Below are 20780 nucleotides of genomic sequence, written 5' to 3'. Positions count from 1 at the left end.
TTCGTGGTTTGCTGTCTGCTAGGGAGCTGTCCATGATCGATCTCGACGTTGTCAATCTGTCGCGCTTCCAGTTCGCCGCGACGGCCATGTACCACTTCATCTTCGTGCCGCTCACGCTGGGCCTGTCCTTCATACTGGCCATCATGGAAAGCGTGTACGTCATGACCGGCCGCGACATCTGGCGGCGCATGACCATGTTCTGGGGCACGCTGTTCGGCATCAACTTCGCGCTCGGCGTGGCCACCGGGGTGGTGATGGAATTCCAGTTCGGCATGAACTGGTCTTACTACAGCCACTACGTCGGCGACGTATTCGGCGCGCCCCTGGCGCTGGAAGGCCTGATGGCCTTCTTCCTGGAAGCCACCTTCGTCGGCCTGTTCTTCTTCGGCTGGAACCGCCTGTCCAAGGTCGGCCACCTCATCGTGACCTGGCTGGTGGCGTTCGGCACCAACTTCTCGGCCCTGTGGATCCTGATCGCCAACGGCTGGATGCAGAACCCCGTCGGGGCGGTGTTCAACCCGGACACCATGCGCATGGAAATGACCGATTTCGCCGCGGTCATCTTCAACCCAGTGGCGCAGGCCAAGTTCGTGCATACGGTCAGCGCGGGCTATGTGGCCGGCGCCATGTTCGTCATGTCGATCAGCGCCTGGTATCTGCTCAGGCGGCGCCACGTCGACCTGGCCAAGCGCTCCATGGCGGTGGCCGCCAGTTTCGGCCTGGCCTCGGCGCTGTCCGTGGTGGTGCTGGGCGACGAAAGCGGCTACCTGACCACCGAGCACCAGAAGATGAAAATCGCGGCCATGGAGGCCATGTGGCATACCGAACCCGCGCCGGCCAGCTTCAACCTGTTCGCCATTCCCAACCAGGCCGAGCGCAAGAACGACTTCGCGATCGAGATTCCCTACGTCATGGGCATCATCGGCACGCGCTCGCTCACCACGCCGCTGCTGGGCATCGACGACCTGGTCAAGCGCGCCGAGTTCCGCATCCGCGAGGGCCTGCAGGCCTACGAGGCGATGCAGCGCATCCGCGCCAATCCCAACGACACCGAAGCCCGCATGACGCTCGACAAGCTGTGGCCCGACCTGGGCTACGCGCTGCTGGTCAAGCGCCACCAGCCGGATCTTTCCAAGGTCACCGACGCCGACATCCAGCAGGCGGCGCTCGACACCATTCCAAATGTGGCGCCGCTGTTCTGGGCCTTCCGCATCATGGTCGCGGTGGGGCTGTACCTGATCCTGTTCTTCGGCGTGGCGTTCTGGCTGGCCTCGCGCGGCAGGCTCGACAGCCGGCCGGCCCTGCTCAAGGTGGCCCTCTGGAGCCTGCCGCTGCCATGGGTCGCCATCGAATCCGGCTGGTTCGTGGCGGAATACGGCCGCCAGCCGTGGGTGATCGAGGGCGTGCTGCCCACCTACTACGCTGCCTCGGGGCTCACCATGAGCGACCTGTTGATCAGCCTGACGATCTTCCTGGTGCTCTATACGGTGCTGCTGGTCATCGGCGTGAAGGTCATGCTGCATGCCATCAAGGCCGGCCCGAAGCCGGACAAGCCGGCGCCTTCGGGAGCGCCGGCCGACCCCGCCATCGCGGCCGTCGACGCCGCCTGACCACGGAGATCGCAAATGGACAGTCTCATTCCTTTCGACTACGCGACCTTGCGGGTGATCTGGTGGGTATTGCTGGGCCTGCTGCTGATCGGCTTCGCCATCATGGATGGCTTCGACCTGGGCGTCGCGGCGCTGCTGCCCGTGGTGGCGCGCACCGACATCGAGCGGCGCGTGGTGATCAACGTCGTGGGTCCCGTCTGGGAGGGCAACCAGGTCTGGCTCATCACCGCGGGGGGCGCCATTTTCGCGGCCTGGCCGCTGCTGTACGCGGCCTCGTTCTCCGGTTTCTACCTGGCCATGATGCTCGCCCTGGTGGCGCTGATCGTGCGGCCGGTGGGCTTCAAGTACCGCAGCAAGATGGAAGGCACCCGCTGGCGCCAGACCTGGGACAACGTCCTGTGCGCATCGGGCGTGGTGACTTCGCTGGTGTTCGGCGTGGCGATGGGCAACCTGATCGTCGGCGTGCCGTTCGGCTTCGACAGCGACATGCTGCGGCCGGTCTACCACGGCCATTTCTACCAACTGTTCAGCCCCTTCGCGCTACTGGCCGGCCTGCTCAGCGTGGCCATGCTGGTCATGCACGGCGCCATCGTGCTGGCCTGGCGCACCGACGGCGCCGTGGCCGAGCGCGCGCGGCAGGCCGGCCGTATCGCCGCCATCCTGACCGCGGCGCTGTTCGTGACCGGCGGAGTCTGGGTGGCGGGCGGCATCGACGGCCATGTCCTGAGCGGCCCGGCCAACGCCATGGCCGCCTCCGACCCGCTGCTCAAGGCCGTGACGGTGCAGCCGGGCGGCTGGATGGCCAACTTCGAAAAATGGCCGCTGGCCTGGGTCGCGCCCGCGCTCGGCGTGGGCGGCGCGCTGCTGGTCGCGCTGTTGCTGACGCTGCGCGCCAACTGGCTGGCTTTCATCGTGTCGTCGCTGGCCATCGCCGGCGTGATCCTCACGGTCGGGCTCGCCCTGTTCCCATTCCTCATGCCGTCGTCGACCGACCCGCGCTTCGGGCTGACCGTATGGGACGCCTCGTCCAGCCGGCTGACGCTGTGGATCATGCTGCTGGCCGTGCTGTTCTTCCTGCCCATCATCACCGTGTACACCGCCTGGGTCTATCGCGTGATGCGCGGCAAGGTCACGCACGAATCGGTGGGCGGCACGCCCAATTCCTACTAGGAGCCCGCTCATGTGGTATTTCTCGTGGATTCTCGGCTTGAGCCTGGCTTGCGCGTTTGCCATTCTCAACGCCATGTGGTTCGAACTGCGCGAAGGCGCTGAGCACGATCCGGCCAAGACCTCCGGCGACGCGTGAGCGGTATTGCCGGCCTGGAGCGCGACTCCGCCGCGTCGCGCGCGTCGCCGCCCGAGCACGCGCGCTGGCTCGCGGCGCAGGCGCGCGCCGTGCGCGGGCCGCTTGGCCTGGCCGCGGCTGCGCCCCTGGTCGGCGGCATCCTGCTGCTGTTGCAGGCCTGGTGGCTGGCGCGCCTGCTCGACGCCGCCATCGCGGGGCAGGCGCCGCGCGCCGAACTGGCCGGCGGCATCGGCGTGATCGCCGGGCTGATGCTGGCCCGTGCCGGGTTGGCCTGGCTGGCCGAGCGCGCCAGCGCGCGCACCGCCGAGCGCGTCAAGCAGTCGGTGCGCCTGGCCCTGTTCGAACGTCTCCTCGCCCAAGGCCCCGCCTGGTCCCGCACCCGTGTTTCGGGTGAACTGGCCAGCGCCGTAGTGGACCAGGTCGATGCGCTCGACGGCTTTTTTTCCCGCTACCTGCCGGCGGTGATCGCGGCGGCGGTGTTGCCGCCGGCATTTGCCGTGGCGTTGCTGCCGTTCGACCTGGTGGCGGGGCTGCTGCTGTTCGTTACCGCGCCGCTGATCCCGTTGTTCATGGCGCTGGTGGGGTGGGGCGCCGAGGCGGCCAGCCGCCGTCACTTGCGCGCTTTCGCCAGGTTGTCGGGCTTTTTCGCCGACCGGCTGCGCGGCCTGGTCACCTTGAAGCTGTACGGCCGCGCCGCGGCCGAGGGGCAGGCCGTGGCGGCGGCCAGCGAAGCCCTGCGTCGCCGCACGATGGCCGTGCTGCGCATCGCCTTCTTGTCATCGGCCGTACTGGAGTTCTTCGCGGCGCTGGGCGTGGCGGGCATTGCCGTGTATTTCGGCCTCACGTACCTGGGTTTTCTCGACCTGCGCGCCACGCCGTTGACCTTGCAAACCGGTTTTTTCTGCCTGCTGATGGCGCCGGAAGTCTATGCGCCGCTGCGCCAGTTCGCGGCCCACTACCACGACCGGGCCGCCGCCCGCGCGGCGGTGGCGCAGATCGCCCAGGTCTTCGACGGACTGCCCGGGCCGGTCGCGCCAGGCCACCCGCCCCGGGCGGCCGTGCCGGCCGGTTCCGGGGCGGCCGCCCTGCAGGCGCGTGGCCTGACGGCGCTGGCCGCCGGACGGCCAGCGCCGGTGCTCGACGCGGCGCATCTCGACCTGCCGGCCGGCGCCCACTTGGCGCTGATGGGAGCCAGCGGCGCGGGCAAGACCACGCTGCTCGAAGCCTTGTGCCGGCTGCGTCCGTGCGCGGGCGAGATCCGTATCGACGGCCGGCTGCTGGCGGACTGGGACGAGTCCGCGTTGCGCGCGCGCGTGGCCCTGATCGGGCAGCGGCCGTACCTGTTTGCCGGCAGCATCGCCGCCAACATCCGCCTGGGCCGGCCGGACGCCACCGACGAGCAAGTGCGCGAGGCTGCCCGCCGCGCCCGCGTACTGGCCTTCACGCACGCCATGCCGGCCGGCCTGCAGACGCGCCTGGGCGAGGGCGGGCACGGCCTGTCCGGCGGGCAGATGCAGCGGGTGGCGCTGGCGCGGCTGTTCCTGCGCGACCCGGGGTTGATCCTGCTGGACGAGCCCACGGCGCACCTGGACGATGCCACCCAGGCCGAGGTGCTGGACGAAATCCTGTCCTTCGCCCGCGGCCGCACCCTGCTGCTGGCCACCCATGCGCCGGCCGTGGCGGCGCGCCTGCCGCGCGTCGTGCGCCTGGCGCGCGGCGCCCTGGAGCCCGCATGAGGCCGCTGCGCTTGCTGCTGCCGCTGTATCGCCGCCGCTGGCGCGGCCTGCTGGCGGCCCTCGCGCTGGCCTTGCTTACCATTGCGGCCGGGGTCGGCCTGCTGGGCGTGTCGGGATGGTTCCTCAGCGCGGCCGCGCTGGCCGGCGCCGGCACGGCATTCAACCTGTTCGTGCCATCGGCCCTGGTGCGCCTGCTGTCATTCGTGCGCATTGCCTCGCGCTATGCCGAGCGCCTGGTCGGGCATGCCGCCACGCTGCGACTGCTGACCGACCTGCGCGCGCGCGTGTTCGACGCGCTGGTGCGCCTGGCGCCGCGACAATTGGCGCGCTATCGCGCCGGCGACCTGGTCGCCCGGCTGACTGGCGATGTCGATGCGCTGGACACGGTCTTCCTGCATGTGCTGGCGCCTGTCGCGACCGCCGCCGCCGCTGGCGCCCTGTTGGCCGGCGTGCTCGGATACTGGCTGCCCATGGCCGGCGCGATCCTCGCGCTGGCCATGGGCATCGTCACCCTGGCGATCCCGGCGTGGCTGGCCCGGGCCGCGCGCCAGCCGGGCCGCGCCGTCCAGCAAAGCCTGGCCGCGCTGCGGGCCGCTACCCTGGAAGCGGTGGAAGGCCATGCCGACCTGGTCGCCCTGCACGCCGCCGGCCCGGCCCGCGCGCGTTTCGCCGGCTATTGCGCCGCGGTGGCCCGGGCGCGCGACGCGCAGGCCCGCACGGCCGCCGCCGGCCTGTGGCTGTTGCAGCTTGTCGCCGGCGTCTGCGTGGTCGCGGTGCTGTGGTTCGGGCTTGGCGCGCTGGCGCGGGGCCAGCTTGGCGGGCCGCTCCTGGCGGGCCTGCTGCTGGCGGTGCTTGGCCTGTTCGAGGTGGCCGGCCCGCTGATGCGCGGCGCCTCACGGCTAGGCGGCGCGGTGGCCGCGGCTCGGCGCATCGGGGCCGTCGTGGAGCAGCCGGCCGACCAGCGCGATCCCGCCACGCCGCAAGCCTTGCCGGCCAACGGGGCGGTCGAGTTCCAGGAGGTCCATTTTGCTTATCCGGCCGCCGACGGGCAGGCCGGGCCGGCGGTGCTCGACGGGATCGATCTGCGCATCGCTCCGGGGGAACGCGTCGCGATCATGGGCCCCAGCGGGGCCGGCAAGTCCACGTTGTTGCAACTCCTGTTGCGGCTCGAAGATCCCCAATCCGGTTGCGTGAGCTTCGGCGGCGTGGACGTGCGCGACGCGGCCCAGGCCGAACTGCATCGGCGCGTGGCGTGGCTGAGCCAGGATGCGCCGGTATTCCTCGGCACCCTGCGCACCAATCTGCTGATCGGCGCGCCCGGGGCCGCCGATGCCGCCCTGTGGTCGGCGCTGGACGCGGCGCGGCTGGGCGAGTTCGTCCGCGGCCTGCCGGACGGACTGGATACCTGGGTCGGCGAGACGGGCGCCAGCCTGTCGGCCGGCCAGGCGCGCCGGCTGTGCCTGGCGCGTGCCCTGTTATCGCCGGCCCCGGTTCTCGCCCTGGACGAGCCGACCACGGGCCTGGACATGGCCACCCAGGATGCCTTCTTCCGCGACCTGGCCGGAGCGGCGCGCGGCCGCACCGTGATCCTGGTCACGCACGCCGGACTGCCACCCGGTACGGTGGACCGCTGCCTGCAATTGCGGGGCGGCCGCCTGGCGGCCGCCGATCTGGCCTAACATCGGCCACACGGTTATAGTTCGCCTTGCTTTATTTTTCCGGGGCGTTCCCATGCAGACCGACACCGCCGAACTCATCCGGCGCACCATCCGCAGCGTCCCCGATTGGCCCCGGCCCGGCGTGATCTTCCGCGACATCACCCCGCTGCTGCAGGATCCGCGCACCTTCCGCGTACTGATCGACCTGTTCGTCTACCGCTACATGCGCCAGCGCCTCGACCTGGTCGCGGGCGTGGACGCGCGCGGCTTCATCATCGGCAGCGTGCTGGCCTACGAACTGAACCTCGGTTTCGTGCCGGTGCGCAAGCAGGGCAAGTTGCCGTTCCGCACCGTGGCCGAGGAATACACCCTCGAGTACGGCAACTCTTCCGTCGAAATGCACACCGACTCGGTGCGCACCGGCCAGCGCGTGCTGCTGGTCGACGACCTGATCGCCACCGGCGGCACCATGCTGGCCGCCATCAAGTTGCTGCAGCGCCTGGGCGCCAATGTGGTGGAGGCCGCCGCCATCATCGACCTGCCCGAGCTGGGTGGCTCCGGCAAGGTGGCCGCCACTGGCACGCCGCTCTTCACGGTGTGCAGCTACGACAACGCGGAATAGGCCGGCCGTTCAGGCGGCTTCGGCCATTGCCCAGGACGCGGGCTTGCTGAGCCGCGGCTGGATGAAGTCCAGGAAAGCGCGCGTCTTGGCGGGAATGGTGCGCGACGGCAGCAGGGCGAACAGGGGCACCGGCGTAAGCGTCCAGTCGGGCAGCACCGGCACCAGGCCCTTGTTGCGGATGGGCTGGCCGATGGTGTCGAATACCAGCAGCGGCGCGATGCCCAGCCCCTGGCTGGCCAGGCGCGACAGCATGCCGATATTGTTGGCCGCCAGCCGGCCCGACACCGCGACCCGCTCGACCTTTTCGCCCGAATGCAGCACCCAGTACGAAAACGCTTCGCTCATGGCGGGCCGCAGGCATTCGTGATGGCCCAGGTCGGCGGGCGCGCGCGGTTCGCCGTGCAAGGCCAGGTACTGCGGCGAGGCGTATAACCGGTGCTGCATCAGCACGATCTGGCGGGCCACCAGGCTGGAGTCCGGCTGCTTGCCGAACCGCAGCACCAGGTCGTACGGGTTGCTGATAGGGTCGATGTGCTGCATGTTCAGGTCGAAATCGCATTCGATGTCGGGGTGCAGCGTGCGGAATTCGCGGATGACCGCCGGCAGGAACAGCTGGGCCAGGCTCGACGGCATGGAGATGCGCAGCCGGCCCTTGGGCTGCGCCGCCATGTCCAGCAACTGGTCGTGCGCTACGCGGGCTTCTTCGACGATGGGGCGGCAGCGCTCGAAGTACACCAGCCCGGCCTCGGTCAGCTCGATGCGCCGCGTGCTGCGGTTCAGCAGTTTCATGCCGATGCCCTGTTCCAGTTCGCTGACCCGGCGCGACAGCGTCGACGCGGGAATGTTCAGGGCTTCAGCGGCGTGGCTGAAATTCTTGCGCTTGGCGACTTCGACGAACAGCGCGATGTCGTTGAGCTGGATATCCATGGTGTTCTTCAGGTTCGATGCCTGGCGTAAACATATCCCATCACGATGGATAATGCGTTTGCCGAAAATGGAACAATCGGGTCCGTCACGGCAGGCAAACCGCCCGGCATGACCTCGCGCAAGGGGCGAGCCAGGCCGCGGCACCGTAACGAACCAACACTGCGGGGCCGGTCCGTGACGCAGGGGTATCATGAAGCCGTCGCCGCTTCGTCGGCGCGACCATCACGGTGACCCGCATGTCCGCCAAAGCCCCCGGCAAGACCCGCGCGCAGGTGCGCGCCGAACTGGCCGCCGCCCGCGCGGCCGGCCAGGTCTCGTCCGGCGACCTGGATTACCCGCCGCCCGCGCCCATCGCCGCACACAAGACCCGCGCCCAGGTGCGCGCGGAACTCGCCCAGGCCCGCGCCGCCGGCGAGATGAGCTCGGGCGACCTGGACTACCCGCCCGAGCGGCCGCCCGCCACCCGCAAGACCCGCGCCCAGGTCCGAGCTGAACTGGAGGCCGCCAAGGCCGCCGGCGAAGTGAGCTTCGGCGACCTGGACTACCCGCCCCAAGCGCGCTGACTTCCTTCGCCCCGTCGCGGCTCGCGCCGGGCGGCGGCATGTGTTGTCAAAATGCAACGCGTGGCGGGGGCGCGAGCCTGCCTGTTTGACATGAATCCGGCCCTTCAACTGACACGCCCGGCACGGGGTTCCCCTGGGGCGGAAGGCGGTATCCGCCAGATGTAGGACGCATTAACGGCGCTTTTGGTGATCAGCTCGCCAAATTCGCCGTTAATCCTTCTTGCAGTTGGAAAGATACTTTTACGCAACATGCGGCGCGTGGCTCTCGCGAGCCGGCCCCGCATGGCCTTCCTGTCACCTTGCTTTAGGGAATCATCATGAAGAAAACGCTACTGGCCGTCGCCCTGGCCGCGGGCTTCGCGGGCGCGGCCCAGGCGGAGACCTCCGTTACCCTGTACGGCCTGATCGACGCGGGTCTGGGCTACAACCGCATCAAGCTGCACGATGCCAAGCAAAGCCGCTTTGGCGCCGTCGACGGCGTGAACAGCGGCTCGCGCTTCGGCCTGCGCGGCACCGAAGACCTGGGTGACGGCCTGAAGGCGGTCTTCCAACTGGAAGGCGGCTTCTCACCGAATACCGGCAACCACGCCCAGAACAACCGCATGTTCGGACGCCAGGCCACCATCGGCCTGGAAAGCGATTCCTGGGGCCGCCTCGACTTCGGCCGCCAGACCAACCTGGCCTCGAAGTACTTCACCCCCATCGATCCGTTCGGCCTGAGCTATGAAACGGCCAACCTGGGCACGACCTTCGGTTCGGCCAACACCATGCGCCTGGACAACATGGTCATGTACCAGACCCCGTCGTTCTCGGGCCTGCAGCTGGGCGTCGGCTATTCGTTCAACGCCAGCGGCGAGGGCAATTCCCGCACCAGCGACAACAACCGCGTCATCACCGTCGGCGCGCAGTACGCCAACGGCCCGCTGACCGTGGCCCTGTCCTACGACCGCATGAACCCGCAAAGCAGCATCGATACCGATGCCAAGATCCAGCAGTACAACATCGGCGCGGCCTACGACTTCGAGGTCGTCAAGGTCTCGGCCGCCTTCGGCCAGACGCGCGACGGCTGGTTCGTCAGCACCGACGCGCGCGGCTTGCCGGTGCCCGACTTCGTCCTGGCGGACGGCTCGCGGGTCAATTCGTACATGCTGGGCGCCACCGTGCCCCTGGGCGCGCACAAGGTATTCGCTTCCTGGCAGCGCGCCGATCCCAAGGACGACCGCCTGGGCGACGACGTCTCCACGGACGTCTACAGCCTGGGCTACACGTATGACCTGAGCAAGCGCACCAACCTGTACGCGTATGTCTCGTACGCGGACGACTACCTGTTTACGGAAGACCTGCGCAGCACTGCCGTTGCGTTCGGTCTGCGTCACCGGTTCTAAGCGCATGCCGCGTCCGGCGCGGGTTGCCGAATGCACGGGTTTTCCGCTGCCCGTCGAGTGACAACTGACCCCGCGAAGGTTTGCGCCGGACGTGTCTGTGCCTAGAAAGGAAGGGCCTCTTCGAGGCCCTTCCGCTTTTTTGGGCGGCCGCCATGGCAGCCGCTTGGCGGCTACAGGAACAGCCGGTATGCGGGGTTGTCGGTTTCGTTCCAGTGCGGGTAGCCCAGCTCGGCCAGGAAGGTCTTGAACAGCTTCTTGTCCGAGGGCGGCACCTGGATGCCGACCAGGATGCGGCCATAGTCGGCGCCCTGGTTGCGGTAGTGGAACAGGCTGATGTTCCAGTCCGGGTTCATGGCGTTCAAGAAGCGCATCAGCGCGCCGGGGCGCTCGGGGAACTCGAAGCGGTACAGCAGCTCGTGGCTGGCCAGCGCCGACCGCCCGCCCACCATGTGGCGCAGGTGGGTCTTGGCCATTTCGTCGTGGGTCAGGTCGAGCGTATCGAAGCCGTGGCGACGGAAATTTGCCGCGATCTTGTCGGATTCGGCCGGCGAGTTGACCTGCACGCCGACGAACACATGGGCCCGTTCGGCGTCGGATATGCGGTAATTGAACTCCGTGACGCTGCGGTGGCCGACCAGTTCGCAGAAGCGGCGGAAGCTGCCGCGCTGCTCTGGCATGGTGACGGCGAACACGGCTTCCCGCATTTCGCCGACCTCGGCGCGTTCGGCCACGAAGCGCAGGCGGTCGAAATTCATGTTGGCGCCGCATGCGATGGCCACCAGGGTTTTGCCCTTGAGCTTGTGTTCGGCCGCGTATTGCTTGGCGGCCGCCACCGCCATGGCGCCGGCCGGTTCCAGCACGCTGCGCGTATCGGTGAAGACGTCCTTGATGGCGGCGCAGATGGCGTCGGTGTCGACCACCACGAAATCGTCCACGTATTGCCGCGTCAGCCGGAAGGTCTCGGCGCCCACCATCTTGACCGCGGTGCCGTCGGAGAACAGGCCCACGTCGCTGAGCTGGACCCGGCGTCCGGCCCGCACGCTGCGCAGCATGGCGTCGGAATCTTCGGTCTGCACGCCGATGATCTTGATTTCGGGCCGCAGTTGCTTGACATAGGCGGCCACCCCGGCGATCAGGCCGCCGCCGCCGATGGCCACGAAAATGGCATCGATGGGGCCGGGATGCTGGCGCAGGATTTCCATGCCCACGGTGCCCTGGCCGGCGATCACATCGGGGTCGTCGAACGGGTGGACGAAGGTCAGTTTCTCTTTCTTTTCAAGCTTCTGGGCATGCGCATAGGCGTCCGAGAAGCTTTCGCCGGCCAGCACCACCTCGCCGCCCAGGCGGCGCACGGCGTCGATCTTGACCTGTGGGCTGGTGGTGGGCATGACGATGACGGCGCGGCAGCCCAGCCGGCTGGCCGCCAGGGCCACGCCCTGGGCGTGGTTGCCCGCCGAAGCGGCAATGACCCCGCGCGCTCGGGCCGCCGGCGCCAGGTTGGCCATTTTGTTGTATGCGCCGCGCAGCTTGAAGCTGAACACCGCCTGGGTATCTTCACGCTTGAGCAGCACCGTGTTCGAAATTCGCTGCGACAGCAGGGGAGCGGCTTCGAGCGGGGATTCGACGGCGACGTCGTAGACCTTGGAGGTCAGGATGCGTTTCAGATAGTCGGCGGACATGATGGCGGAAAACAGCCGGGATGAGGGAAAAAAGGCGTGGGGCAGAATATCACACGGGTCTGCCGGGCCGCTTGGGCATTTCCGGGTTTCCGGGCAGGCGAGCGGCAAGGCGTCCGACTTCCTTGCCAGTGAGGTGTCTGACACCCTTTGGGTGCCAGACACCTTCGGGGCCCCCCAGGGTGCCGGACACCTGCTCTGCCACTTGCCCTGCCGCAGGCGCTACACTGCCGCCCATCATGGAACAAAGCCTGCTGAACGCCGTCCACTGGGTGCTGGCGCTGGTGGCCCTGCCCGAGGTGGGGCTGCCGGCCATTTTCGTCGTCAGCCTGGTGTCGGCCACCTTGTTGCCGCTTGGCTCCGAGCCGGCGGTGTTCGGCTTCGTCAAGCTGGCGCCGGAAATGTTCTGGCCGGCGGTGCTGGTGGCCACCGTGGGCAATACGGTGGGCGGGGCGATCAGCTATGCGATGGGCCTGGGCGCCCATCGGGCGTTCGAGCGCTGGCGCGAGAAACACCCCCATCCGGCCCCGGCGGGCGCGCCGCACGGCCACCCCGGCGGCTTCGGCGACCGCATGCGCGGCCGCTGGCACCTGCGGGCGCACGACTGGCTGCATCGCCTGGGCCCGCCGGCGCTGCTGCTGTCGTGGCTGCCCGCCGTGGGCGACCCGCTGTGCGCGGTGGCCGGCTGGCTGCGGCTGGCTTTCTGGCCCTGCGTCCTGTACATGGCCATTGGCAAATTCGCCCGCTACACCGTCATGACGGCCGGGCTGCTTTGGTTCTTCCCGCAGCCGGTCTGAGGCCGCGTTCGGCGGGGCGGACAGGCCCGGTCGCACAATGTCTTAAAATGATTCTTTAAGGGCCCACTTCCGCTTGTCCATGAACGCCCCCCTCGCCAGCCAAATCCTGTCCGCGGCGATCCCGCCCGCAGCCACCGCGCGTCTGCGCGAAATCCCGTACAACTACACCTCGTTTTCCGACCGGGAAATCGTCGGCCGCCTGTTGGGCGCGGATGCCTGGCAGTGGCTCAGCGACCTGCGCGGCGAGCGCCGCACCGGCCGTTCGGCGCGCATGTTGTACGAAGTGCTGGGCGACATCTGGGTGGTGCGCCGCAACCCCTACCTGCAGGATGACCTGCTCGACAACCCGAAGCGCCGCAAGCTGCTGGTCGAGGCCCTGCACCACCGCCTGGGCGAGATCGACAGTCGTCGCGAGCCCGGCCTGCCCGCCCCCGAGGGGCATGACCCGCAGCGCGACGCCAAGGTGGTCGAGCTGCTGGCGCGCGCACGTTCCGCCGTGGCCGCCTTCGAAAGCGAATTCGACCAGACCGCGCACCTGCGCAAGCAGGCCCAGAAGGTGCTGGGCCGCATCACGGCGCGCGACAACATCAAGTTCGACGGCCTGTCTCGCGTGTCGCACGTGACCGACGCCACCGACTGGCGGGTGGAATACCCGTTCGTGGTGCTGACGCCCGACAACGAGGGCGAGACCGCCGCGCTGGTGCGCGCCTGCATCGAGCTGGGCCTGACCATCGTGCCGCGCGGCGGCGGCACCGGCTACACCGGGGGGGCCATTCCGCTGACCTGGAAGTCGGCGGTCATCAATACCGAGAAATTCGACGCCCTGGGGCCGGTGGAGTCCTGTATCCTGCCCGGCCTGACCGAGCCCGCGGCGGTCATCCATGCCGGCGCCGGCGTGGTCACCAAGCGGGTGGCTGAGGCCGCCGAGCAGGCCGGCTTCGTCTTCGCGGTCGACCCCACCTCGGCCGAGGCCTCGTGCGTGGGCGGCAACATCGCCATGAACGCCGGCGGCAAGAAGGCCGTGCTGTGGGGCACCGCGCTGGACAACCTGGCCTGGTGGCGCATGGTCGACCCGGACGGCAACTGGCTGGAAGTCACCCGCCTGGAGCACAACCTCGGCAAGATCCACGACGTCGAGGTGGCGCGCTTCGAACTCAAGTGGTTCGACGGCGCCGGCAAGCCCGGCGAGCGCCTGCTCAAGACCGAACAACTGGAAATCGCCGGCCGCGTGTTCCGCAAGGAAGGGCTGGGCAAGGACGTCACCGACAAATTCCTGGCCGGCCTGCCCGGCGTGCAGAAGGAAGGCTGCGACGGCCTGATCACCTCGGCCCGCTGGGTGCTGCACCGCATGCCGCGCCACACCCGCACGGTCTGCATGGAGTTCTTCGGGCAGGCGCGCGACGCCATCCCGTCGATCGTCGAGGTCAAGGGCTACCTGGACGGCGAGGGCCGCGCGCGCGGCGCCATCCTGGCCGGCCTGGAACACCTGGACGAGCGCTACCTGCGCGCCGTCGGCTATGCCACCAAGAGCAAGCGCGACACGCTGCCCAAGATGGTCCTGATCGGCGATATCGTCGGCGATGACGAAGACGCCGTGGCCACCGCCGCCAGCGAAGTGGTGCGGCTGGCCAACACGCGGCACGGCGAGGGGTTCGTGGCCGTGAGCGCCGAGGCCCGCAAGAAATTCTGGCTCGACCGCTCGCGCACCGCCGCCATCGCGCGCCACACCAACGCCTTCAAGATCAACGAAGACGTGGTGATCCCGCTGTCGCGCATGGGCGAATACACCGACCACATCGAGCGCATCAACATCGAGCTGTCCACTCGCAACAAGCTCAAGCTGCTGGACGCCCTGGATGCGTTCCTGGCGGCGCCGCTGCCGGTGGGCAAGGCCGAGGACGCCGAAGACGAGGCGACGCGCGCCGAAGCGCTGGCCGAGAGCACCCGCCAGGCCATCGACGTGCTGGCCGCCGTGCGGCGGCGCTGGCAGTGGCTGCTCGACAACCTCGACCTGCCGGTGCAGCAGGCGCTGCCCGACCTGTCCGGGCTGGGCATGACGCCGTTGCAGGGGGCGCTGGCCGATCGCGTGGCCGCGCAGCCGCAGGCGCGCATGTTCGACGTGCTGCAAGACCGCACGGTGCGCGTCTCGTGGAAGACCGAGGTGCTGGCGCCCATGCGCGGCATTTTCTCGGGCGGCACCGGCAAGCACATCCTCGACGAGTTCCAGGCCATCCACGCGCGCGTGCTCAAGAGCCGCGTGTTCGTGGCGCTGCACATGCACGCCGGCGACGGCAACGTGCACACCAACATCCCGGTCAATTCCGACGACTACGAGATGCTGGCCGAGGCCCACCAGGCGGTGGCGCGCATCATGCAGATCGCGCGCGACCTGGACGGCGTCATTTCGGGCGAGCACGGCATCGGCCTGACCAAATACGAGTTCCTGACCGAGGCCGAGCTGGCGCCGTTCCAGGAATACAAGCGCCGCGTCGATCCGCGCGGGCATTTCAACGCCGGCAAGCTGATGCCGGGGGCCGACCTGCGCCATGCCTGGACGCCCAGTTTCAACCTGATGGGCCACGAATCGCTCATCATGCAGCAGAGCGACATTGGCGCGATTTCCGAATCCATCAAGGACTGCCTGCGCTGCGGCAAGTGCAAGCCGGTGTGCGCCACCCACGTGCCGCGCGCCAACCTGCTGTATTCGCCGCGCAACAAGATCCTGGCCACCTCGCTGCTGGTCGAGGCCTTCCTGTACGAAGAGCAGACCCGCCGCGGCGTCAGCCTGAAGCACTGGGAAGAATTCGAGGATGTGGCCGACCACTGCACGGTCTGCCACAAGTGCTACAACCCGTGCCCGGTGGATATCGATTTCGGCGACGTCTCCATGAACATGCGCGCGCTGCTGCGCCGCATGGGCCGCAAGTCGTTCAATCCCGGCACCACCGCGGCCATGTTCTTCCTGAACGCCAAGGATCCGGCCACCATCAACGCCACCCGCAAGGCCATGGTGGGCGTGGGCTACAAGGCCCAGCGCCTGGCCAACGACCTGCTGTCCCGCTTCGCGCGCAAGCAGACGGCGCACCCGCCGGCCACGGTGGGCAAGCCGCCGCTGCGCGAGCAGGTGGTGCACTTCGTCAACAAGAAGATGCCGGGCGGCCTGCCCAAGCAGAGCGCGCGCAAGCTGCTGGACATCGAAGACGCCAACTACGTGCCGATCATCCGCGACCCCAAGGCCACCACGGCCGACACGGAAGCGGTGTTCTATTTCCCCGGGTGCGGCTCGGAGCGCCTGTTCTCGCAGGTGGGGCTGGCGACCCAGGCCATGCTGTGGCATGCCGGCGTGCAGACGGTGCTGCCGCCGGGCTACCTGTGCTGCGGCTATCCGCAGCGCGGCAACGGCATGAACGACAAGGCCGAGCAGATCATCACCGACAACCGCGTGCTGTTCCACCGGGTGGCCAATACGCTCAACTACCTGGATATCAAGACCGTGGTGGTCAGCTGCGGCACCTGCTACGACCAGTTGGCGGGCTACGAGTTCGACAAGATCTTCCCCGGTTGCCGCCTGATCGACATCCACGAGTACCTGCTCGAAAAAGGCATCAAGCTGGAAGGGGCCAAGGGCGTGCGCTACATGTACCACGATCCCTGCCACACGCCCATGAAGCTGCAGGACCCGATGAAGACGGTGCGCTCCCTGGTGGGCGACGGCGCCGTCAAGACCGACCGCTGCTGCGGCGAATCGGGTACCTTGGCGGTGAGCCGGCCGGACGTCTCCACCCAGGTGCGCTTCCGCAAACAGGAGGAACTGCAGAAGGGCCAGGCCGCGCTGCGCCAGGACGGCTACGCCGGCGAGGTCAAGGTGCTGACGTCCTGCCCGTCGTGCCTGCAAGGCCTGTCGCGCTACCAGGGCGATACCGCCATGGACGCCGACTACATCGTGGTCGAGATGGCGCGCCACATCCTGGGCGAGCAGTGGATGGAAGACTACGTGCGGCGCGCCAACGGGGGCGGCATCGAGCGGGTGCTGGTCTAGGCCCCTGCTAGCCCAGCGCCTGCGACACCAGCGCATAGGCGCGCCGGCGGGAATCGCGCGCCGGCATCGGCCCGCGCGACATGATGGCGCCGAAGTCGACGCGCGGCAGGCCGTGGCGCGCCAGCCACGGCCCCAGTCCCGAATCGGCGGCGGTATCCAGCCGCACGAACTCGCCCGGATGTCCGGCCAGCCAGTGCCGGACCATGGCCTGCGCGCCGTCCAGGTCCGGCGCGACCAGCGGGCCGACGACCCAGCCGTGCCCGGCGCGGCGCAATAGCGAGAAGCCGGCCGGCTGGCCGGCGCGCATCAAGACCACCCCCTGCGCCGTGTCGCACAGCGTGCCGATCAGCGCCTCGCGCCGCATGCCGGTGGCCGCCATGTCCAATGCCATGGCCCAGGCGCGGTCGTCCGGACCTAGCGGGCGCAGCGCGGCGTCGGCGGGCGACGGGCCGGCCGGCGGCAAGTGCGCCGGCACGACGCCCTGGTGCTGGCTCACCTGGCCCACGACGCCGAAACCCTGCCCGGCATAGACGCCGGCGCCCGCCGGCGTGGCGTGCAGCAGCGCGGCCGGCGCCGTCGCGCGCTGCAGGGCGCGCGCCACCAGCGTGCCGCCGATGCCCTGGCCCTGGTGGGCGGGCGCGACGATGATATGGCCGAGCGTCAGGCAAGTGCCGTAATCCCAGTGCAACGCCACCCCCGCCAGTTCGGTGCCGCGCCACGCCGCTTCGCCGGCGCCCAGGCGCCAGCCGAAGCGCCAGTCTTCCAGCCGGTGCGGCCATTGCAGCGCGGCCGACAGGGCATGGGCCTGGGGCAGGTCGGCTTCCTGCAGGGGGCGGTATTGGATGGCGGAGGTTGGGGAGGGTGGCACTTCGTAGTCCTCATATAGCGTCAACGTTGCCGCGCCATGGTAACGCCGGCCGGACGGCCGCTGGGCGCAGAACCAAATCCAGGGCTGCCGCCGCGTGGCCGAGGGGGGCATAAAAAACTTGCAGGCCGGTCAATAAAAACCCGTTCGACAGGCGGCAACCGGGCTCGCATACTGCTGCCATCCCATCACGAGGCCATAGCGATGCCTGTAAACATCATTCCTTTCGAACGAGGTTTCGGCGCCCAGGTCGCCGGGGTGCCGGCCAGCCTGGAGGTCGGCGAGGCCGATTTCCAGAAGATCAGGCAGGCCTGGATCGATCATTCCATACTGTTGTTCCGCGACCTGGATTTGTCGCCCGAGCAGCACATTGCGTTCACCCGGCGGTTTGGCGAGCTGCACATCATGAAGCCGCTCAAATTCAATTTGCCGGACTATCCCGAGGTGTTCGTCGTGTCGAACGCCAGCAAGGAGGACCCCTCCAAGCCCGTATCCAGGGAGGGCGGGGCGGGCGAGGCTGGCCTGAAGCGGGCGGGAGAGGGGTTTCACACCGACGGCGAGGACAAGCGTATTCCCAATGCCGGCTCCCTGCTGTATGCGCGGCGCGTGCCGCCCGAAAGGGGCGATACCTTGTTCGTGGACATGTATTCGGTCTATGAAGCGCTGCCGCAACCGGTCCGCCACGCCATCGCCGGCCGACGCGCGCGGTATAGCCGCATCGACTTGCACGCGACCCATTACCCCCTGATGGACCCGCTGACCGAAGAGGAGAAGCGGGATCGTCCCGATGTCTTCCACCCCCTGGCGCGCCGGCATCCGGACAGCGGCCGGACCTCTCTCTACATTGGCCGCTGGGCTTGCGATGTAGAAGGCGTGGACCCGCAAGAAGGGCGCGCGCTGATTCGTTATCTGCAGGAGTTCGCCCAGCAGCCCCGCTTCATCTTCACGCAGAAGTGGCGGCCGGGCGACGCCGTCCTGTGGGACAACCGCTGCACGCAGCATTGCGCAACCGGCTTCGACGATGCCGCCTATGTGAGGACAATGTATCGGACGACGCTGGAGGGCGATGTCCCCATCATGGCTACTGTGCGCGCCGGGATCGAGACACGGGACTGGTCGGCATGAATATCCGGTTCCTTGAGACAGTCCTGTGGCTGGCGCGCCTGCGCAGCATCAAGGCCACGGCGGAAAAGCTGTGCATTACCCACACGGCCATTTCCAACCGGATCGCGTCCATCGAGCAGGACCTGGGAGTGTGCCTGTTCACACGTTCGGAACAGGGGGTCGAACCCACGCCGGACGGCCTCCGGTTCATCGACCAGGCCCAGCAGATCATCGATGCGTACCACAAACTGAGGCGCAGCATGCTGGATCCGGCCCGCTTGAAGGGCCACGTGCGGCTGGGTACGGTCAGCACCATGATCCCGACCGTTTTCCCAACGCTGGTGCGCACGATCCGGGAGGAATATCCCCAGGTGTCGCTGAGCGTCACGACCGAGTTGTCCGAGCGGTTGATCAAGGAGCTCGAGGCCGGCCGGCTCGACGTCGCCATCATCTCGAGCGCCCCGCCGGACAGGCTGGACATCGAAGTGACGCCGCTGTGCTCGTTCGCCATGCACTTCGTCGCCAGTCCGGCATTCAACATCGACCGCGGCGCGCCGCTGTCTCCACGCGAACTGGCCGGCTATCCCATCATCGGCTACCCCCCTGGCACTCCTTCCCAGGCGCGGATCGAAGAGTATTTCGCGGGCGAGGTGCAGCAGACCGTGATCATCCATGCGTCCGCCGCCCTGCCCACCAATGTGCAAATGGCGACCTCCGGGATCGGCATCACAGCGGTCCCCCTGGCCGCGGTGAGCAAGGAGATCGAACAGGGCTTGCTGGTCGCGCTGCCCACGACCAAGCCATTTGCCCAGGTGCATTACGTAGCGGCGTTCATCCGCGAAGGCCGCAGCGAGCTGCCGCGCGCCGTGGCGACGCTGGCCCGGCAGGCGGCCTCCAGGTATTGCGAGGCCTGCGATTCCGCCCTGGCGTGGGAGACCGCGATGCCCGAAATTCCTCAGGAGAAATCGTGAAAATCAGTCTGATTCAAATGAATTCCGTGCCGGACAAGCGCAAGAATGTCGACGACGCGGACCGCCTCGCGCGGGCCGCCATCGCGGCGGAGCAGCCGCAATTCATATCTTTTCCGGAGCATTTCGACTGGGCGGGAGGCAGCGCGGCCGACAAGGTGGCGGCTGGCGAAGGCGAACGGGACGGCCCGGCCTGGTCCATGTGCCGCCAGCTCGCGGCGGACCACCAGATCCACGTGCATACGGGCAGCTTCTACGAGCGCACCCCGGATGGCAAGAAAGTATTCAACACCTCGGTCGTGTTCGACCCCGCCGGCCGGGAAATCGCCCGCTATCGCAAGATCCACCTGTTCGATATCGTCACGCCTGACGGCCTGCGCTATGGCGAATCGGACGCGGTGCGGGCCGGGTCCGAGGTGGTCGTCGCGGATGTGGATGGCATCAAATTCGGCCTGGCGATCTGCTATGACATTCGCTTTCCGGAGCTCTTCCAGCAGCTCGTGAAGCAGGGCGCGCAGGTGCTCATGCTGCCCGCGTCGTTCACCCTGCAGACAGGAAAGGACCACTGGGACGTCTTGTGCCGCGCCCGGGCTATCGAAACGCAATGTTATCTGCTCGCGCCGGCGCAGCACGGCGCGTTCCAGCAGGGAACCGAGACGCGCCATACCTACGGGCATTCGCTGGTCTGCGACCCGTGGGGCCATATCGTCGCCAAGGCCTCCGATGGCGTGGGCGCCGTGTCCACCAGGCTGGACCCCGCCTACGTCTCCCAGGTTCGCGCGCAGATTCCGTTGGCTTCCCACAAGGTGCTGTAGATGCAGAAATATGAAATCGGCCCGCCGCCGCCGCCCCTGGGCGCGGAGGTGTACACGCTGCTGGCCGACATCGAGACCGCGACGATCGGCCATTTCCGCCACTGGGGTTTCATGGACCCTCGGATAAAGCCATTGGGCCATGGCAAGAAAATCGTCGGGCGGGCGATCACCCTGGCGTTGCCCGCGCAGGACTCGACCATGCTGCATCATGCGCTGAGCTCCTTGCAGCCAGGCGATATCGTCGTGATAGATCGCCTGGGCGACCTCAAGCACGCATGCTGGGGCGGAGGCGTGACGCAGGGTGCGGTGGCGGCGCAGGCCGCGGGAGCAATCGTCGACGGCATGTGTACCGATCCTTCGGAAATCGCCCACTACGGCCTGCCGGTCTGGTGCCGCGGCATTTCTCCCATTACCACGCGCATCTATGACTTGGCCGGAAGAATGAATGTGCCGGTGTCATGCGGCGGGGTGGTGGTGGCGCCCGGCGACGTCATCCTGGCGGACGAGAACGGGGTGCTCGTGCTGCCGCCGGACGAGGTCCGGGAAGTCGCCGCAATGGCGGCGGCCAAGCAGGCCCGGCAGGCCAGCAACACGCAGCGCATTGCCAAGGGTGAACGGCTGGGGGACCTGTCCGGCGCCAGCGGCCACGTGGCGCGTGCCGGCTGACGCGTCTACGCCCGGCCGACACGCAATCCATAAAGAACTTCAA

17 protein-coding genes are annotated in these 20780 nt (G+C 68.2%); 14 read left to right on the top strand and 3 right to left on the bottom strand.

All coding sequences use genetic code 11. From position 1 onward, the window contains the following. The first annotated feature begins 32 nt into the window (after nt 1–32). Genes ACKTT0_RS06010 through ACKTT0_RS05985 form a run of 6 tightly spaced genes read left to right on the top strand, consistent with a single transcriptional unit; the run spans nt 33 to nt 6932 of the window. A complete protein-coding gene (locus ACKTT0_RS06010; RefSeq protein ID WP_407848937.1) occupies nt 33–1610 on the top strand; it encodes a cytochrome ubiquinol oxidase subunit I in 1578 nt (525 codons plus the stop codon). Between the two features lie 15 nt (nt 1611–1625). Continuing rightward, entirely contained in the window at nt 1626–2780 is a 1155-nt protein-coding gene (gene cydB / locus ACKTT0_RS06005) for a cytochrome d ubiquinol oxidase subunit II (protein WP_407848935.1), read from the top strand. Nucleotides 2781–2790: 10 nt separating this feature from the next. Next, nucleotides 2791–2916, top strand: a complete 126-nt coding sequence (gene cydX / locus ACKTT0_RS06000) for a cytochrome bd-I oxidase subunit CydX (protein ID WP_407848934.1) — start codon at nt 2791–2793, stop codon at nt 2914–2916. Beyond that, nucleotides 2913–4652, top strand: coding sequence for a thiol reductant ABC exporter subunit CydD (gene cydD, locus ACKTT0_RS05995; RefSeq protein ID WP_407848932.1), 1740 nt, complete (start codon nt 2913–2915; stop codon nt 4650–4652). Before cydX ends, cydD begins: the two co-directional genes overlap by 4 nt. Then, nucleotides 4649–6331: a thiol reductant ABC exporter subunit CydC gene (gene cydC / locus ACKTT0_RS05990; protein ID WP_407848930.1), complete on the top strand. Its 1683-nt coding sequence runs from the start codon at nt 4649–4651 to the stop codon at nt 6329–6331. Before cydD ends, cydC begins: the two co-directional genes overlap by 4 nt. A 52-nt stretch (nt 6332–6383) precedes the next feature. Further along, nucleotides 6384–6932, top strand: coding sequence for an adenine phosphoribosyltransferase (locus ACKTT0_RS05985; protein ID WP_028354981.1), 549 nt, complete (start codon nt 6384–6386; stop codon nt 6930–6932). A 9-nt stretch (nt 6933–6941) separates the two neighbouring features. Here ACKTT0_RS05985 and ACKTT0_RS05980 read toward each other — a convergent pair whose 3' ends face one another. Beyond that, entirely contained in the window at nt 6942–7859 is a 918-nt protein-coding gene (locus ACKTT0_RS05980; RefSeq protein WP_407848929.1) for a LysR family transcriptional regulator, read from the bottom strand. Nucleotides 7860–8095: 236 nt separating this feature from the next. On the opposite strand from ACKTT0_RS05980, the gene ACKTT0_RS05975 reads away from it, so the two are divergent. After that, nucleotides 8096–8422, top strand: a complete 327-nt coding sequence (locus ACKTT0_RS05975; protein WP_407848928.1) for a DUF4148 domain-containing protein — start codon at nt 8096–8098, stop codon at nt 8420–8422. A 317-nt stretch (nt 8423–8739) separates the two neighbouring features. Then, entirely contained in the window at nt 8740–9807 is a 1068-nt protein-coding gene (locus tag ACKTT0_RS05970) for a porin (RefSeq protein WP_407848926.1), read from the top strand. Nucleotides 9808–9977: 170 nt separating this feature from the next. Here ACKTT0_RS05970 and ilvA read toward each other — a convergent pair whose 3' ends face one another. Next, nucleotides 9978–11486 carry a threonine ammonia-lyase, biosynthetic gene (gene ilvA / locus ACKTT0_RS05965; protein WP_407848925.1) on the bottom strand — a complete coding sequence of 503 codons (1509 nt, stop codon included), beginning with the start codon at nt 11484–11486 and terminating at the stop codon, nt 9978–9980. A gap of 236 nt (nt 11487–11722) precedes the next feature. On the opposite strand from ilvA, the gene ACKTT0_RS05960 reads away from it, so the two are divergent. Further along, on the top strand, nt 11723–12280 hold the full coding sequence (locus ACKTT0_RS05960; protein ID WP_407848924.1) for a YqaA family protein: 558 nt from the start codon (nt 11723–11725) through the stop codon (nt 12278–12280). Between the two features lie 79 nt (nt 12281–12359). Next, nucleotides 12360–16319 (top strand): DUF3683 domain-containing protein, encoded by a 3960-nt coding sequence (locus ACKTT0_RS05955; protein WP_407848922.1) that lies wholly within the window; start codon nt 12360–12362, stop codon nt 16317–16319. A 7-nt stretch (nt 16320–16326) separates the two neighbouring features. Here ACKTT0_RS05955 and ACKTT0_RS05950 read toward each other — a convergent pair whose 3' ends face one another. After that, nucleotides 16327–17187 (bottom strand): GNAT family N-acetyltransferase, encoded by an 861-nt coding sequence (locus ACKTT0_RS05950; RefSeq protein WP_407848920.1) that lies wholly within the window; start codon nt 17185–17187, stop codon nt 16327–16329. Between the two features lie 201 nt (nt 17188–17388). Between ACKTT0_RS05950 and ACKTT0_RS05945 the strand changes: the two genes are divergently transcribed. Genes ACKTT0_RS05945 through ACKTT0_RS05930 form a run of 4 tightly spaced genes read left to right on the top strand, consistent with a single transcriptional unit; the run spans nt 17389 to nt 20737 of the window. Next, entirely contained in the window at nt 17389–18309 is a 921-nt protein-coding gene (locus tag ACKTT0_RS05945) for a TauD/TfdA dioxygenase family protein (RefSeq protein ID WP_407848919.1), read from the top strand. Further along, on the top strand, nt 18306–19259 hold the full coding sequence (locus ACKTT0_RS05940) for a LysR family transcriptional regulator (RefSeq protein WP_407848918.1): 954 nt from the start codon (nt 18306–18308) through the stop codon (nt 19257–19259). The genes ACKTT0_RS05945 and ACKTT0_RS05940 overlap by 4 nt, the downstream gene beginning before the upstream one ends. Next, nucleotides 19256–20071: a carbon-nitrogen hydrolase family protein gene (locus tag ACKTT0_RS05935; protein WP_407848916.1), complete on the top strand. Its 816-nt coding sequence runs from the start codon at nt 19256–19258 to the stop codon at nt 20069–20071. The genes ACKTT0_RS05940 and ACKTT0_RS05935 overlap by 4 nt, the downstream gene beginning before the upstream one ends. After that, nucleotides 20072–20737: an RraA family protein gene (locus ACKTT0_RS05930; RefSeq protein ID WP_407848914.1), complete on the top strand. Its 666-nt coding sequence runs from the start codon at nt 20072–20074 to the stop codon at nt 20735–20737. Nucleotides 20738–20780 lie beyond the last annotated feature (43 nt).

Origin of the sequence: Bordetella saccharivorans (assembly GCF_045862855.1) — a bacterium.
Lineage (GTDB): Bacteria > Pseudomonadota > Gammaproteobacteria > Burkholderiales > Burkholderiaceae_B > Bordetella_A > Bordetella_A petrii_F.
This window is presented reverse-complemented; position numbering and strand designations above follow the sequence as displayed.

Excerpts from the sequence above, each read along its gene's own strand:
- cydC (WP_407848930.1), top strand. The coding sequence starts at position 4,649 with ATGAGGCCGCTGCGCTTGCTGCTGCCGCTGTATCGCCGCCGCTGGCGC.
- ACKTT0_RS06010 (WP_407848937.1), top strand. The coding sequence starts at position 33 with ATGATCGATCTCGACGTTGTCAATCTGTCGCGCTTCCAGTTCGCCGCG.
- ACKTT0_RS05930 (WP_407848914.1), top strand. The coding sequence starts at position 20,072 with ATGCAGAAATATGAAATCGGCCCGCCGCCGCCGCCCCTGGGCGCGGAG.
- ACKTT0_RS05980 (WP_407848929.1), bottom strand. The coding sequence starts at position 7,859 with ATGGATATCCAGCTCAACGACATCGCGCTGTTCGTCGAAGTCGCCAAG.
- ACKTT0_RS05960 (WP_407848924.1), top strand. The coding sequence starts at position 11,723 with ATGGAACAAAGCCTGCTGAACGCCGTCCACTGGGTGCTGGCGCTGGTG.
- ACKTT0_RS05945 (WP_407848919.1), top strand. The coding sequence starts at position 17,389 with ATGCCTGTAAACATCATTCCTTTCGAACGAGGTTTCGGCGCCCAGGTC.
- ACKTT0_RS05955 (WP_407848922.1), top strand. The coding sequence starts at position 12,360 with ATGAACGCCCCCCTCGCCAGCCAAATCCTGTCCGCGGCGATCCCGCCC.
- ACKTT0_RS05975 (WP_407848928.1), top strand. The coding sequence starts at position 8,096 with ATGTCCGCCAAAGCCCCCGGCAAGACCCGCGCGCAGGTGCGCGCCGAA.
- cydB (WP_407848935.1), top strand. The coding sequence starts at position 1,626 with ATGGACAGTCTCATTCCTTTCGACTACGCGACCTTGCGGGTGATCTGG.
- ACKTT0_RS05970 (WP_407848926.1), top strand. The coding sequence starts at position 8,740 with ATGAAGAAAACGCTACTGGCCGTCGCCCTGGCCGCGGGCTTCGCGGGC.
- ilvA (WP_407848925.1), bottom strand. The coding sequence starts at position 11,486 with ATGTCCGCCGACTATCTGAAACGCATCCTGACCTCCAAGGTCTACGAC.
- ACKTT0_RS05985 (WP_028354981.1), top strand. The coding sequence starts at position 6,384 with ATGCAGACCGACACCGCCGAACTCATCCGGCGCACCATCCGCAGCGTC.
- ACKTT0_RS05940 (WP_407848918.1), top strand. The coding sequence starts at position 18,306 with ATGAATATCCGGTTCCTTGAGACAGTCCTGTGGCTGGCGCGCCTGCGC.
- cydX (WP_407848934.1), top strand. The coding sequence starts at position 2,791 with ATGTGGTATTTCTCGTGGATTCTCGGCTTGAGCCTGGCTTGCGCGTTT.